Source organism: Lysinibacillus sp. BSL11 (genome assembly GCF_052928325.1).
Map to the genome: position 1 here is coordinate 64853 of NZ_JAVGCX010000010.1, position 14599 is coordinate 79451.

The following is a 14599-nucleotide window of genomic DNA, read 5'->3' on the forward strand; positions in this document are numbered from 1 at the left end:
GTGTCAATTCATATAGTACAGCATTACCAACGATTAGAAACAGTTTACTTTTTCGCCAGCTTTCAAAATTTGAACTTCTGTATTTTGTACTAAATCTGCAAAAATTTGCGGATCTTGCTCGATTGGTGGAAAAGTATTGTAATGAATCGGTACGACAATTTTCGGTTTTAAAAACGAAACTGCACAGGCTGCATCCTCTGGCCCCATTGTAAAATTATCACCAATCGGTAAGAATGCTATATCAATTGGATGTCGTTCACCAATTAGTTTCATATCACCAAAAAGAGCTGTATCGCCCGCATGATAAATCGTTAATCCTTCAATAAATAATAAAATTCCGGCAGGCATGCCCATATAAATAATTTCGTTATTTTCTGTTACATAAGAAGATCCATGAAAGGCTTGTGTAAACTTTACTCTACCGAAGTCAAATTCCTTCGCACCACCTATATGCATCGGGTGTGTTTTTACACCTTGCCAAGAAATCCAATTAGCCAGCTCATTTGGCGCAATCACTAGCGCATCTTTTTTCTTCGCTAATTCTACTGTATCTCCAACATGATCATTATGGCCATGTGTAAGTAAAATAATATCTGGCGCTTCATCAGCCACTTTTAAGTCTGTTTGCCCATTGCCATTAATAAAAGGGTCAATTAATATTGTTTTTCCATTTGATTCAATTTTTACAACTGAATGCCCATGATAACTTATTTTCATCTTAACATCCTCCTCGGTTAACAAATACAGTTCAACATTTTAATTCGCTACCCATGCGCTTTTTCCCTTTTTTTGATATGCTTGTACAGAGAATAATGGTAGTTTTCTCTAACAGCCTTATACCCTGTTAGAGCATAATTATTCAGTACTCGATAAGAATCCTCGCTACTTTTTTCGGCAGTCGAAGCTTTCTTACGTAAAATTTTCCATGCAATAAAAGGAGGACATATTGATGTCGAAGGTTGAAGAAATCCAACGTTACTTGCAGCAAAATCATATCGATGCAGCGTTCGTAACAACACCTGACAATGTTTTTTACGTTTCAGGCTTTAAAAGTAATCCACATGAAAGATTACTAGGAGTCATGATTTTTAAAGATGTGGAGCCTTTTCTAATTTGTCCACAAATGGAGATTCCAGATGCAAAGGCTGCTGGTTGGTCTTATGAGGTAATTGGTCATCAAGATACAGAAAATTCGATGGAAGTTCTTGCTCAAGCGATCGTAGCACGCCAAATCACCCCAGCTACATTTGCTATTGAAAAAGCACAACTCATTGTTGAGCGCTTGGAAGCTTTACAACAATCTTTCCCTCAAGCTAGCTTTGTGCGTCTTGACGAAAAGATTAATGCGATGCGCGTAATCAAAGATGAAAGTGAATTAGAAAAATTACGTAAAGCTGCTGAATTGGCCGATTATGCAATTGAAATCGGTTGCAAGGAAATTGCTGAAGGTAAAACAGAAATGGAAATCCTAACAGCAATCGAAAGTGCCATTCAAGATAAAGGCTGTAAAATGTCTTTTGAAACAATGGTATTGAGTGGTCCAAAAACTGCCTCTCCTCATGGGAAGCCAGGTGCACGTAAAATTGAAAAAGGCGATATGGTATTATTTGATCTTGGCGTTATTTACGATGGCTATTGCTCAGATATTACACGTACTGTAGCTTTTGGTGAGCCTAGTGAAGCGCAGAAAGAAATTTATCAAACTGTTTTAGCTGCCAACACAAATGCGGTCGCAGCAGTAAAACCAGGTGTTCGTGCGATGGACTTAGACAAAATTGCGCGTGATACAATAACAGAGGCTGGTTATGGTGAATATTTCACGCACCGCCTTGGACATGGTCTTGGTATTTCTGTACATGAATTCCCATCTGTTACAGGTGCAAATGAGATGACGATGGAAGAAGGTATGGTCTTTACGATTGAGCCTGGCATTTATAAATCAGATGTAACAGGCGTACGTATTGAGGATGATGTTGTCGTTACAAAAGATGGCGTTGAAGTATTAACAAAATTCCCGAAAGATTTAATCATTCTATAATGCAAAAAAGGAAGCAATTAGTGTGCTTCCTTTTCCTCTTTCTAACAAAGTTTATTGAATTAACTCATCCACATTGACAAATGGTAGCCCTTGTGAATCTGCCACTGCTTTATAAACTAGTTGTCCATCTAATGTATTCACACCTTTTTTCAGTGCTGCATTATCAAGGCAAGCTTGTTTGTAGCCTTTGTTAGCAATTTGAAGTGCATATGGAATTGTATTATTTGTTAAAGCAATTGTAGAAGTACGTGGTACCGCACCAGGCATATTAGCAACTGCATAGTGTACAACGCCATGCTTCACATATGTTGGATCATCATGTGTTGTCACACGGTCAGATGTTGCAAAAATACCACCTTGGTCAATTGCGATATCGACTACAACAGAGCCGGCTTGCATTGACTGAATCATTTCTTCCGATACAAGTTTCGGTGCTTTTGCGCCTGGGATTAGTACCGCACCAATAACTAAATCTGAATCTTTCACTGATTCTGCAATATTATATGGATTAGACATTAATGTTTGAACATCACGTCCAAACATATCTTCTAATTGACGTAAACGTTCTGGACTTAAATCGATAACTGTCACATCAGCACCCATGCCAACAGCAATTTTTGCAGCATTTGTACCTGCAATACCACCGCCAATTACTGTCACTTTTCCACGTTGTACACCCGATACACCACCTAGTAAAATACCTTTACCAGCATGGTTTCTCTCTAAGAACTGTGCACCAATTTGTGTAGCCATTTTACCAGCGACTTCACTCATTGGTGTTAACAATGGTAATGAACCATTTGCTAATTGTACTGTTTCGTAGGCGATTCCTACTACTTTTTTATTTAAAAGTGCCTGAGTTAATTCAACCTCTGGCGCTAAGTGTAAATAAGTGAATAAAATTTGACCCTCGTAGAAGTAATCATACTCAGAAGCTACGGGTTCTTTTACCTTCATAATCATTTCTTGGGACCAAGCTTCTTTAGCTGTTTGAACAATATGAGCACCTGCTGCAATGTAATCAGCATCCGTAAAGCTTGAACCTAGCCCCGCTCCTGTTTCAATGTACACTTCATGCCCTGCATGTGTTAAAGTGACAACTCCTGCTGGTGTCATTGCTACACGGTTTTCATTGTTTTTAATTTCCTTTGGAATACCAATCTTCATTGTTTCCTATCCCCTTCCATAACATAAGAAATAAGCATCATTTATGTAACTAAACTTGATGCACCCCTTGCACTTCCATATTACCAAACAATTGCAAAAAAAGCTTTAACTAATGCAAATACAGATAAAATTTATAAGATTTCCAAAATAACAAATATTCAAACGTTGTATAACATTATAAATTATTATATTTAAAAACTAAAAAGGAGTCTTAGTAGAAGTTATTGGAGTTGATTCGAGTGTAGTTGAAACCAATCAAAGCACGTTTACACACTGCAAATAGTGGGAATTAGATATTTATAATTAATTAACATTTCTACATGAAATGCCTTCACATTTTCATAATTTTTCTTGCGGAAAGTATTTCCTTTAGAAAATCATTTGGTATAATCAACATATACAAATCAGGGAGGTTTTTCAAATGGCTAATCATTATAAAAGCATTGTTGTTGCAGTAGACGGTTCAAAAGAAGCTGAATACGCGTTTCGTAAATCAATTGATGTTGCAAAACGAAACGAAGGTGCAGTATTAAATCTAGTAAATGTAATCGATACTCGTTCATTTGCTGCTATCGAAGCTTATGACCGTTCCATTGCAGAGCGTGCTCAAGCATTTTCTGAAGAACTATTAAATGGTTACAAAAAGCAAGCTGAAGATGAAGGTTTAACGAATGTTAATCTTATCATCGAGTATGGCTCTCCAAAAAATATCATAACAAAAGAGCTTTCTAACATCGTAGACGCAGATTTAATCATTTGTGGTGCAACTGGTCTAAATGCAGTAGAACGCTTCCTAATCGGTTCTGTATCTGAGGCTATCGTACGCTCAGCTAAATGTGACGTACTAGTTATCCGTACGCCAGAAAACTAATTTGTAATACATAAAAAGGTATCCTTGTATAGGATACCTTTTTACTTGCACTTAAGAGCAATTACTTGCCCTCTTTCCATATCTTCACTTTTTCAAAGAATAGCGCAAGTGCCTGCTTATTCTGCATATTTGGTACTTTAGCTAATAGGACTTCTTTAGGAGCTTTCAATTCCTTCGATTGTTTTTGTAAAATCACAATGCTCTTCTCTAATGATTTATTCGCAAACATGGAGTCAGGTAATTGAATAATCGCTTGAATCCACGCATGCTTTTGAATGTATTTGTGTAATTGCTTAGACTGCTCTGACTCAAAAAGATGAGCTGGTGCAAGGAAAAATAAATAGCCGCCATCCTTTGTATAATTCATTGATTGCTCGATGAATAAATGATGGGCATAACTCATTCCCTCCGCTGGACATAATTCATAATCGAGCGCCACTTCTTCATTGGGATAATAACCTACAGGTAAATCACAAACAACAGCATCAACTGGATTGACCAATAAATCTTCTAAGGCATCTTGACGGTATAAAGAAATAGGTTGTTCTATTAAGTCAGCAGTTGCCGCAGCAAGGCGAATAAGTAGCTCATCCACCTCTACACCTGTTGCTTCCACTTTTCCATCTAATAAATTCATAACCGTCAGTAATAAATTGCCCGTGCCTACTGCTGGATCCATGATCGAGATCTTTTCATTTTCAAGACGCTCTGCAAAAATCTGCTCCACAAAGTAGCCCACTAATAGCCCTAACGTATCAGGAGTCATTTGATGATTCGGTTGTGAGCCTTTGCGCATTCCTTTTAAAATAGCAATTTGAATCGCTTTACGAATATCCTCTTTTGTTGCATCTTTTTGAGAAAAATCAACTTCACCATCAAGCCATGCCTCTAACCCATTTAATAATCCCTCTAGTAACGTTATATTGTGTTCTTTTTCGATTTTTTCGGCATGCTCATTTAGCAAACCAAATAACTTTTCGATATTTTCCATATCTAACTTCCTTTCACGCAGAAAAGAGCCGTGACAAACACTTGTCACAGCCCCTTTGTCTAGTATTATCTTAGCCTAAAAGCAGCTTATTATGCTAGTGCTTTGACAGCTGCAATGGCTGCTTCATAATTTGGATGATCTGTAGCTTCAGGTACATATTCAACATATGTTACTTTATTGTTTGCATCCACAACGAATACTGCACGTGTCAGAAGACGTAATTCTTGAATGTATACGCCATATGCCTCACCAAATGAAAGGTCGCGGTGATCTGATACAGTTTGGACTGCATCGATACCTGCTGCACCACACCAACGCTTTTGAGCGAATGGAAGATCCACAGATACTGTATAAATGACTACATTATCACCTAAGTTAGCTGCTTCCTCATTGAATCGACGTGTTTGCGCATCACATACACCAGTATCTAATGATGGTACAACACTAAATAAACGAATTTTTCCTTCTGAATCATTTAATGTTACAGGTGATAGGTCATTCGCTAATACCGTAAAATCTGGAGCTTGATCGCCCACCTTTACTTCATTTCCTACTAGTGTCACTGGACCATTTTTAAATGTTACTTGTGCCATATAAACGCCTCCTAATCATCATATGTACATAATATTACTAAATCAAGGGAATTAATTGCAACTATGATAGCTTACATACTTAGAAATAGATAAGACTGTCTCCTAATTTGAGACAGTCTTATGTTTATTGTTCATTCTTTTCCTCTATCTTGGCTAAGTCTATTTTTTCTTCTTGTACAGTAATTTCTACATGTTCTTCTTGTTTTGGTAAAGTAGTCGGTGTTGAAGCCTTTTCAATAAAGATTTTTTCGTGCACCACTGTTGTATCGGCAAAATAATCATGTAAACCTTGATTTTCTGGTAAAATCACTACCAAAATATACAGTGGCATAAAAATATTATTGATGATACGACCAATCCAATCACGGAATAACACATCTGACCAAGTTAGCTGATCGTGCTTTAATGAAATTACACGTAATCCAAACACCATTTTCCCTAGTGTTTGCCCAAAGAACTTGGTCATCAGCACAAAATAGCTATAGTAGAAAATTGCTGTAATAATAGAAATTGGCGCATACCAAACAGAATCAGATAAAGACCAATCCATTAAATAGAAGATAGGATTGACGAGTATTCCACCTACAGCAGAAATGATGAATCCATCTAATAAAAATGCCCAAAATCGTACCCAAAAACCAGCAGTTTTTAAAGCATAGTTTTTTTCATTTACTGATTCTCCTGAGGTATTTATATAGAACCCATTTTCCATAGAGGGTGAACCTTGCATAACAATTTCATTGTTTGTCATTGTGCTCCCCCCTTAGTATTCCCCATATAGATACATCATTTTCGGTGCGCTATAGTCCGTCATGATTTTCATTAGCATTTTTTCTTCGGCAGAGGGACCGAACATGGAGCCAATTTTCATACCTACGTATGATTGCCAGCCACCCATATCGTATGAATACTCAAATAAAGCCGCATCTTCAAGTCCATAATCTTCACGAAGAGCTGCAATGGCCGCTTCTTCATCACCAATTTCATCAATTAACCCTGCTTCAAGCGCTTTTGTACCACCAAGAATACGACCATCTGCAACCTTCTTCACTTCTGCTTCAGACATATTACGTCCTTGCTCTACAATATCTACAAATTCTTCGTACGTTTCATTAATCATATCTTGCATCATTGCACGTTCCTCAGCTGTCACTTCACGCATTGGACTTAGCATATCTTTATGCTCTCCAGATTTAAACGTCTCAAATTTGACCCCTACTTTTTCAGCAAGCTCTTGATAGTTAATAGATTGCATGATAACACCAATAGAACCTGTGATTGTATCACGATGGGCAAATATTTTATCTGCTGGTGCCGAAATATAATAACCACCTGAAGCTGCCATAGAATCCATCGATACATAAATTGGAATTTGTCGTTCTTCTTTAATTTTTAGTAGCTTTTTATAGATATCTGCAGATTCCTTTACACCACCACCTGGTGAATTAACGCTTAAAACAACACCCTGTATGGACTCATCATATAAAATATTATCCAATTGTTCTAAGAAAAATTGATGATCATAGGCAACTGGTTGCCACAATGTACTTGAGCCGATATCTTGAATCGTTCCATCTACCTTTAAATAAGCAATTCGCTTATCAAAATTTTCCCCTTCAATGACATTTTCATATACATCTAAGCTATTACCTGCCATTAAGCTATCAAAATTACCTAGGAAATCTGCTTTAAATAGCGCAAAAATGGTATTAATCCCCAACGAAAATAATAAGAGAACACCTGCCACTACTAAAGCAACCCACCTTTTTACATTCATGTCTTTCCGCCTCCTCAACACGTAATACGTATGACTTGCCAATTTGTTTCATTTTTTTGCAATAATTAAACACAAAAAGCTTTAAGCTATGTATTTCCTCATATTACCTTACCTAAAAAAAATAAAAAAATCAAAGTCCATACCTTTGATGAACTTTGATTTTCGACATTATTTCCTAGGAAATGATTATAATTGGAGGTGTTTGACTTCATGTTGTCGTAATTCGACACGTCTAATTTTCCCAGAAGATGTTTTCGGTAGCTCCTCTACAAATTCAATAGCACGTGGATATTTATAAGGAGCGGTTAATGATTTCACATGACTTTGGAGTGTTTGAATAAGCGCTTCATCACCTTTTTCACCATTGCGCAGAACAATAAATGCCTTGACAATATTTCCCCTTACTTTATCAGGGCTCGCAATAACAGCAGCCTCTTTTACGGTTGGATGTTTCATTAAAGCATCCTCTACTTCAAAAGGGCCAATTGTATAGCCTGAGGATATAATAACATCGTCTCCTCTACCATCAAACCAAAAGTAGCCATCTTCATCTTTATAGGCACGATCTCCTGTAATATACCAATCCCCTCGAAATTGTAAATTTGTACGTTCAGGATCATTTAAATATTTTTTAAAGAGGGCTGGTGTTTCACGATGAACAGCAATATCACCAACTTCTCCGATTGTAACGGGTTTGCCCACATCATTAATAATTTCAACAGTGTTGCCAGGAGTAGGTTTTCCCATAGAGCCAACTCTTGCTTCCATCCCTACCATTGTGCCTACTAATAATGTATTTTCCGTTTGTCCATAGCCATCTCGCACTTGTAATTTAAATGTTTCCAAGAATACTCTAATGACCTCACTATTTAATGGCTCACCAGCTGATACAGCTTGGCGAATTGCACTTAAATCATACTCATGTAAATTATCAAGCGCTGCCATAAAACGATATTCAGTTGGTGTACAGCATAGTACATTGATTTTGAATCTCTGAAGCAATGCTAAATAAGAAGATGCTTCAAATTTACCTTTGTAGACAAATGCAGTAGCACCACTGCCTAAAGTAGCCAGAAACGGACTCCATATCCATTTTTGCCAGCCTGGTGCTGCAGTCGCCCAAACAATATCATTTTCTTGTACACCCAACCAATGTGGTGCTGTTGTTCGTAAATGAGCATAGCCCCAACTATGAGTATGCACTGCTGCTTTTGGATTTCCTGTTGTTCCACTTGTATAGGCTAAAAATGCATTGTCTGTGCTTTTTGTTGGGATAGGATTTATGTAGGTTGTAGATTGATTATACATTTTTTCAAGTATGTTCTGCCAAGGTTTATGTGCATTCCCTATGACAAATTGTTGGATGTCTTGTAAATTCCCCACTTTATCGAACTGTTCAATATAGGGTTCAAATGCAATAACCGCTTTAGCATTTGCATGACGAATTCGATACTCAATATCCTTTGTTCTTAACATTTCAGAACTTGGAATAATAGTTAAACCTGCTTTTAATGCAGCAATATACACAATATATGCTTCCACTGAACGGGGTACCATCACTAAAATGACATCACCTTTCTTTAAACCTTGCTTGGTGAATACATGTGCTGCTTGATTCGCTTTTTCCAATAAATGTGCATATGTAATACATTGGATGTCTTGGTTTTCTTCATAAATGATTAAAGCATTTTTGGTTGCATCCTGAGCATATTTTTCAATTTCCTCTACTATGTTATACCATTCTGGTGCAACTAAATCTTGTCTTTTCATGGCAATTGCCCCCTTTTGTTATGACACATTATAAAACTCTTTTTTCAGCATTTTCAATGGTTTGTGTTTAATTTCGGTAAAGTCATGACAACTATCATACTCTCCTATATGGCATCGGTCACATTTTATCTATAGGAAAACTTGCTATTGAATACAAATGAAAAGTATGGTACATTTTGGTCAACTAAAAGCAAGATTGCAGGGGGACTCGCAAGAGTTGAGAAGGTAAAACCTGACCCTTTGAACCTGTTAGTTAATACTGACGTAGGGAGCAATAAACATCTTTTTTCAGATGAAAGGCTCTTTTCGTGCATTTTTACACAAAAAGAGCCTTTTTTGCATGCTTACGTCCATCCCTAAAGGAGGACTACAATGATTTTTCAAACAATTCGTCAACAACAACCACTTATACATTGTATTACCAATTATGTAGTGGCAAATTTTCAAGCAAATGGTTTATTAGCGATAGGTGCTTCACCAGTAATGGCCGATGACTGCCAAGAGGTAGAGGAGATGGTAGCCATTGCTCAAGCATTATTAATTAATATTGGAACACTTAATAATCGCACAAAAAGTGCCATGTTATTAGCAGGTGAAAATGCCAATATACTTGATATTCCTGTTGTTTTAGATCCTGTCGGAGTTGGAGCCACAACTTACCGTAAGGAAACCGTAAAATATTTACTTGAAAACATACAATTTGCCGTTATTCGCTGTAATCTCGGCGAGCTAGCAGCAATAGCTGGTGTAAATTGGCAACAAAAAGGTGTCGATAGTGGTCATGGCACTATCGCTATGGAAGCAGAAGCCGTATCATTGGCTCAACGCTATCAATGCATTGTTATTGTCACAGGAGAACGCGATTTTATAACTGATGGCAAGCATAGTCAATGGATCGCTGGTGGTCATCCACAAATGACGGAAGTAACGGGTACAGGTTGTTTACTTAGTGCAATTTGTGGCGCAGCCTATAGTGTAAGCCATAACCCTTACCAACAATTAATAGAAACACTTACTTACTATAAAAAAGCAGGTGTACTGGCATCAGCATTTACTGCAGACATTGGTGATTTTCAAATAGCCTTACTCAATGCTATACATCGCTTATCAAAGGATGGTGTAGCTTCATGCATATTGTAACAACAATCGCTGGCTCAGATAGTGGTGGTGGCGCGGGTATACAGGCTGATTTAAAAACATTTCAGGAATTAGAAGTGTTTGGTACTTCTGTGATTACTGCTTTAACTGCTCAAAATACTTTGGGTGTAACAGGTGTTTGCCCAATTGACGTTTCCTTTATAAAAAAACAATTCGAGGCCTTGGTAGAAGATTTTCCAATCGCTGCGATTAAAACAGGAATGCTTTATTCCTCAGATATTATCAAAGCAATTGCACACACGATCAGTGAGCTAAACATTCCACTGATTGTTGATCCGGTGATGATTGCAAAAGGTGGGGAAAGCCTATTACAGCAAGAAGCTATCGATGCCTTATGCTCAACTTTACTACCACTTGCTACGGTTGTTACGCCTAATATACCTGAGGCAGAGACACTTACTGGGAAAGCTATACATCATTTTGAAGATATGAAAGAAGTAGCTCAAAGCTTGTTACAGCTAGGTGTACAATGTGTCATCATTAAAGGTGGTCATTTAGCAGATCCACTTTATGCCATTGATTATGTATTTTTTAAAAATGGACGTTCTTTTTCGATGCAGTCTCCTCGAATCCAAACAAAAAATACGCATGGTACTGGATGTACATTTTCCGCAGCACTTACTGCTTTTCTTGGACAAGGATTCACTCTGGAAAATGCCATTATAGAAGCTAAAAAATTTATCCAATTAGCTATTATGTATAATTTATCGATTGGAAATGGTCATGGACCCACTAATCATTTTGCTTATCAACAGCATAAGGAAGCCTGTGAGGTGATTATTCATGAAACGTGAGGATTTGCAGCTTTATTTTATTATGGGTACGAGCAATGTTCCTCCTCAAGAACAACCACTCTATATCCTAGAAAAAGCCTTGCAAGCAGGCATTACAATGTTTCAATTTCGCGAAAAAGGTCCTCATGCGTTAACTGGACTTGCCTATGAACAATTTGCACGCCAATGTCAAAAACTATGTCATCAATATAATGTGCCCTTCATCATTAATGACGATGTTGATCTAGCGATACGACTCGGCGCTGATGGTGTTCATATCGGACAAGATGATTTACCTGTAAGTGTAGCACGTAAAAGAGTTGGGAAAATGATTCTTGGTGTATCTGTCCATTGCGAGGAAGAATTGCAAATAGCTATTAACCATCAAGCTGATTATGTTGGTATCGGTCCAATCTTTCCAACATCCTCTAAAAGCGATGCACAACCACCATGTGGCACAACTTTTTTACAGGAGGCTCATTCACTGCATCCTGAATTACCAATTGTAGCAATCGGTGGAATAAATTTCACAAATGCACATTCTGTATTTCAAACGGGGGTTGATGGTGTTGCTGTTATTTCAGCTATCTGTCAAAGCAAAGATGTTGATCATACAGTAGCTACATTTAGATCTCTAACTCGTATAAATAAATGATCAAATAAACAAACTAAAACCAGTGCCTTTTACGGTCACTGGTTTTAAGTTTATAAATGCTTAATCAGCATTTATTGGTTGTTGTTTGGCATACCTTTTAATTGAGATTCTGCCATTTGTACAAGACGTTTAGTGATTTCACCACCAACGGAACCGTTGGCACGAGCTGAAGCTTCAGCTCCTAATTGAACACCAAATTCTTGTGCAATTTCGTATTTCATTTGATCTAGTGCTTGTTGTACACCAGGTACTGCAAGCTGGTTTGAACTGCGGTTGTTGTTTGAAGCCATGTTTCTCACCTCCTTGTGAATATAGAATGTGCGATATTAGATTTTTAATACAAAAAAATTAGAGGTAAATTGTACCTCTATTGGAATAACAATATCCATACAAAAAAGCCGTCTCAAAATGGGCTTTGAGACAGCTTTTGAATCCTTATAGTAGATCTGCAAATTTATCTTGTTGTTCTTCTTTCTTAGGGAAAATATAGACCTCGCGATTCTTCACTGCTCGCTCGATTAATTCATCAAAGTCAGAGAAGCTTTCATAATGCTCAACCTTTTCAAGCTTCGGTTTTGTTTTTGGACTTGCTGGTGTAAAAATCGTGCAGCAATCTTCAAATGGCTGAATAGATGTTTCGTATGTGCCGATTTTTTCTGCAATATCAATAATTTCTAATTTATCTGTTGAAATCAGCGGACGAAGAATAGGTGTATTTGTTACTGCGTTTATTGCTGTTAAACTTTCAAGCGTTTGACTCGCTACTTGCCCCAGACTTTCACCCGTTACAATAGCAAGTGCACCAATTTCCTCACGCACCTGATCAGCAACCTTCAACATCATTCGGCGTGTTGTAGTCATCGATACGTTAGAAGGTACTTTTTCTTTAATAAGAACTTGTATTTCAGTAAAAGGAATGACATGTAAACGAATACTAGCACCAAATTTTGTTAATTCATTGGCAAGCACTTTAACTTTTTCCAATGAATTTTGGCTTGTATAAGGTGGACTAAAGAAGTGAATTGCCTCTAATCGCACACCACGCTTCATCATTAAATAACCTGCAACAGGGCTATCAATACCGCCAGATAGCATTAATAAAGACTTGCCATTTGATCCTACAGGCATTCCACCTGCACCAGGAATGACTTGTGCCATCATATAAGTTGCATCATGGCGAACTTCTACACGCAGCTCAATATCAGGCTGCTTCACTTTAACGGATAAATTTTGAAATTGTGGTAAAACATAGCCCCCGATCTCACGTTGGATGGCATGAGATTCTAAAGGAAATGTTTTATCAGTACGTTTTACCTCTACTTTAAATGTATGTGGCTCGTCTTTAAATGTCTCCATAATCGTGATAGCAAGCTTTTTCATACTGTCCATATCTTTTTCGCATGCAGCAACAGGGCTAAATGATTGAATACCAAAAATTTTAGGTAAACCTGTAATTAGCATTTGCATTTGTGCTTCGTCTTCTATGGCAATAAACATACGGTCGCGTTCTGTGCGAATATGCAGTTGACCTAAATCTGCAAAGGCATGACGAATATTTTCACGTAAGCGGCGGATAAAATCCATTTTGTTGCGACCTTTTGTAGAAAGCTCACCATATCTAATTAAAATTTCTTTCCAAATCATTTACTTATTTTCTCCTTTGAGTTCCAACATTACTTCTGCTAGTACTTGTTTAAAGTTTTCTATATCTTCTATTGTGTTATGTGCGCCAAAGCTAAGGCGAATCACACCTTTTTTATAATGCTCATCAAGGTGAAGCGCCTCGACTACATGACTTGTTTTCGTTTGCTTGGAAGAACATGCACTTGATGTCGACACAATGACACCACGTTTTTGCATAGCATTAATAATGACTTCCCCTTTTAAATCTCGAACACTAAATGACACAATATGCGCAGCTCCCTGTGGGGTTGATAAAACATGGACTGCTTCGCCGAAACTTTCTAGCTGAGTGCGGATTTCATCTTGCCATTGACGGTATTTATTTGTGCGTTCGTTCATTGTTTCAACAGCAAGTCGAGCCGCTTTCGCTAAAGCAACAGCTTGCGGAACTGCTACAGTACCACTACGCATACCAAATTCCTGACCTCCACCAAGAGCCAATGGCTGCCATCTTATGGGTTTACGGAATGCTAACACTCCTGAGCCTTTAAAGCCATGTATTTTATGGCCAGAGATAGAAATACAGTCAGGTCCTTCTTCTTTAAAGGATATTGCTAATTTCCCAAAGCTTTGCACAGCATCAACATGAAAGGCAGCACGACTCATTTCATGAATCATTTTTGCAGCTTCCTTTATAGGCTGAATTGCACCCATTTCATTATTCACATGCATGATGCTAACTAAAATTGTTTCTTTTCGTATTTTAGTACGAAGCTCATCTAGAGAAATCACACCATTTCGATCTACGCGAAGATATTCAACATCATAGCCCTCTTTTTCAAGCTGTTTCATTGTTTCTAGCACTGATGGATGTTCGATTTCAGTCGTTAAAATATGCTTTCCTATATGCGTATTACTACGTGCTATGCCAAAAATAGCAGCATTATTTGATTCTGTACCACCTGAAGTAAATAGCACATTTTTTGCCTCTGTCTGCAAAATATCTGCTACTTGCTCACGCGCACGTATTAATAAATCATTTGCTTCAACACCCATAGCATGAATGGAAGCTGGGTTGGCATAATACTGCTCATTCACAACCATAAATGCCTGCATAACCTCTTTTAATGGCTTAGTTGTTGCACTATTATCTAAATAAATTGTATTAACCATAACTTTTCAC

The 14599-nt window shown here is 37.6% G+C and carries 15 protein-coding genes and 1 riboswitch; of the genes, 5 read left to right on the forward strand and 10 right to left on the reverse strand.

Going from position 1 to position 14599, the window contains the following annotated elements; translation table 11 throughout:
* Positions 1-33: 33 nt before the first annotated feature.
* Complete coding sequence (locus tag RCJ95_RS13470) at positions 34-717, reverse strand: metal-dependent hydrolase (RefSeq protein ID WP_446722409.1); 684 nt, start codon at positions 715-717, stop codon at positions 34-36.
* A gap of 232 nt (positions 718-949) precedes the next feature.
* Here RCJ95_RS13470 and RCJ95_RS13475 point away from each other — a divergent pair, with 232 nt between their 5' ends.
* The gene (locus tag RCJ95_RS13475) at positions 950-2038 is read left to right on the forward strand and encodes a M24 family metallopeptidase (RefSeq protein WP_221680991.1); all 1089 of its coding nucleotides are present in this window, start codon (positions 950-952) and stop codon (positions 2036-2038) included.
* A gap of 51 nt (positions 2039-2089) precedes the next feature.
* Here RCJ95_RS13475 and ald read toward each other — a convergent pair whose 3' ends face one another.
* Positions 2090-3205, reverse strand: a complete 1116-nt coding sequence (gene ald, locus RCJ95_RS13480) for an alanine dehydrogenase (RefSeq protein ID WP_004226195.1) — start codon at positions 3203-3205, stop codon at positions 2090-2092.
* Between the two features lie 421 nt (positions 3206-3626).
* Between ald and RCJ95_RS13485 the strand changes: the two genes are divergently transcribed.
* Positions 3627-4076, forward strand: coding sequence for a universal stress protein (locus tag RCJ95_RS13485; protein ID WP_004226191.1), 450 nt, complete (start codon positions 3627-3629; stop codon positions 4074-4076).
* Between the two features lie 61 nt (positions 4077-4137).
* Here the strand turns inward: RCJ95_RS13485 and RCJ95_RS13490 are convergent, their stop codons facing one another.
* The 5 genes from RCJ95_RS13490 to mbcS form a co-directional block, all read right to left on the reverse strand.
* Entirely contained in the window at positions 4138-5067 is a 930-nt protein-coding gene (locus RCJ95_RS13490; protein WP_369353912.1) for a class I SAM-dependent methyltransferase, read from the reverse strand.
* Positions 5068-5156: 89 nt separating this feature from the next.
* Entirely contained in the window at positions 5157-5660 is a 504-nt protein-coding gene (tpx, locus tag RCJ95_RS13495) for a thiol peroxidase (RefSeq protein WP_004226187.1), read from the reverse strand.
* Positions 5661-5784: 124 nt separating this feature from the next.
* Positions 5785-6411: an RDD family protein gene (locus tag RCJ95_RS13500; RefSeq protein WP_257520349.1), complete on the reverse strand. Its 627-nt coding sequence runs from the start codon at positions 6409-6411 to the stop codon at positions 5785-5787.
* Positions 6412-6423: 12 nt separating this feature from the next.
* Positions 6424-7437, reverse strand: a complete 1014-nt coding sequence (gene sppA, locus RCJ95_RS13505) for a signal peptide peptidase SppA (protein ID WP_048393549.1) — start codon at positions 7435-7437, stop codon at positions 6424-6426.
* A 186-nt stretch (positions 7438-7623) separates the two neighbouring features.
* Positions 7624-9207: an acyl-CoA synthetase MbcS gene (gene mbcS, locus RCJ95_RS13510; protein WP_221680994.1), complete on the reverse strand. Its 1584-nt coding sequence runs from the start codon at positions 9205-9207 to the stop codon at positions 7624-7626.
* Positions 9208-9397: 190 nt separating this feature from the next.
* Positions 9398-9495: riboswitch (TPP riboswitch) on the forward strand.
* Between the two features lie 84 nt (positions 9496-9579).
* On the opposite strand from mbcS, the gene thiM reads away from it, so the two are divergent.
* From thiM to thiE, 3 genes are read left to right on the forward strand one after another with little or no spacing between them, the layout of a single operon-like run.
* Positions 9580-10347 (forward strand): hydroxyethylthiazole kinase, encoded by a 768-nt coding sequence (gene thiM / locus RCJ95_RS13515; RefSeq protein ID WP_446722410.1) that lies wholly within the window; start codon positions 9580-9582, stop codon positions 10345-10347.
* Entirely contained in the window at positions 10335-11159 is an 825-nt protein-coding gene (gene thiD, locus RCJ95_RS13520; protein ID WP_257520352.1) for a bifunctional hydroxymethylpyrimidine kinase/phosphomethylpyrimidine kinase, read from the forward strand. Before thiM ends, thiD begins: the two co-directional genes overlap by 13 nt.
* Positions 11149-11793, forward strand: a complete 645-nt coding sequence (gene thiE, locus RCJ95_RS13525) for a thiamine phosphate synthase (RefSeq protein WP_221680997.1) — start codon at positions 11149-11151, stop codon at positions 11791-11793. The genes thiD and thiE overlap by 11 nt, the downstream gene beginning before the upstream one ends.
* A gap of 71 nt (positions 11794-11864) precedes the next feature.
* Here thiE and RCJ95_RS13530 read toward each other — a convergent pair whose 3' ends face one another.
* The 3 genes from RCJ95_RS13530 to RCJ95_RS13540 all read right to left on the reverse strand — a co-directional run bounded on the left by RCJ95_RS13530 (position 11865) and on the right by RCJ95_RS13540 (position 14589).
* Entirely contained in the window at positions 11865-12083 is a 219-nt protein-coding gene (locus tag RCJ95_RS13530) for an alpha/beta-type small acid-soluble spore protein (protein ID WP_004226165.1), read from the reverse strand.
* Between the two features lie 145 nt (positions 12084-12228).
* Positions 12229-13437 (reverse strand): tRNA uracil 4-sulfurtransferase ThiI, encoded by a 1209-nt coding sequence (gene thiI / locus RCJ95_RS13535; protein WP_048393538.1) that lies wholly within the window; start codon positions 13435-13437, stop codon positions 12229-12231.
* Entirely contained in the window at positions 13438-14589 is a 1152-nt protein-coding gene (locus tag RCJ95_RS13540; RefSeq protein WP_221680998.1) for a cysteine desulfurase family protein, read from the reverse strand.
* Between the last annotated feature and the right edge of the window lie 10 nt (positions 14590-14599).

Coding starts and splice junctions, on each gene's coding strand:
- RCJ95_RS13530 (WP_004226165.1), bottom strand. CDS start 12,083: ATGGCTTCAAACAACAACCGCAGTTCAAACCAGCTTGCAGTACCTGGT.
- mbcS (WP_221680994.1), bottom strand. CDS start 9,207: ATGAAAAGACAAGATTTAGTTGCACCAGAATGGTATAACATAGTAGAG.
- thiD (WP_257520352.1), top strand. CDS start 10,335: ATGCATATTGTAACAACAATCGCTGGCTCAGATAGTGGTGGTGGCGCG.
- RCJ95_RS13500 (WP_257520349.1), bottom strand. CDS start 6,411: ATGACAAACAATGAAATTGTTATGCAAGGTTCACCCTCTATGGAAAAT.
- ald (WP_004226195.1), bottom strand. CDS start 3,205: ATGAAGATTGGTATTCCAAAGGAAATTAAAAACAATGAAAACCGTGTA.
- thiI (WP_048393538.1), bottom strand. CDS start 13,437: ATGATTTGGAAAGAAATTTTAATTAGATATGGTGAGCTTTCTACAAAA.
- RCJ95_RS13490 (WP_369353912.1), bottom strand. CDS start 5,067: ATGGAAAATATCGAAAAGTTATTTGGTTTGCTAAATGAGCATGCCGAA.
- thiE (WP_221680997.1), top strand. CDS start 11,149: ATGAAACGTGAGGATTTGCAGCTTTATTTTATTATGGGTACGAGCAAT.
- sppA (WP_048393549.1), bottom strand. CDS start 7,437: ATGAATGTAAAAAGGTGGGTTGCTTTAGTAGTGGCAGGTGTTCTCTTA.
- thiM (WP_446722410.1), top strand. CDS start 9,580: ATGATTTTTCAAACAATTCGTCAACAACAACCACTTATACATTGTATT.
- RCJ95_RS13485 (WP_004226191.1), top strand. CDS start 3,627: ATGGCTAATCATTATAAAAGCATTGTTGTTGCAGTAGACGGTTCAAAA.
- RCJ95_RS13470 (WP_446722409.1), bottom strand. CDS start 717: ATGAAAATAAGTTATCATGGGCATTCAGTTGTAAAAATTGAATCAAAT.
- tpx (WP_004226187.1), bottom strand. CDS start 5,660: ATGGCACAAGTAACATTTAAAAATGGTCCAGTGACACTAGTAGGAAAT.
- RCJ95_RS13540 (WP_221680998.1), bottom strand. CDS start 14,589: ATGGTTAATACAATTTATTTAGATAATAGTGCAACAACTAAGCCATTA.
- RCJ95_RS13475 (WP_221680991.1), top strand. CDS start 950: ATGTCGAAGGTTGAAGAAATCCAACGTTACTTGCAGCAAAATCATATC.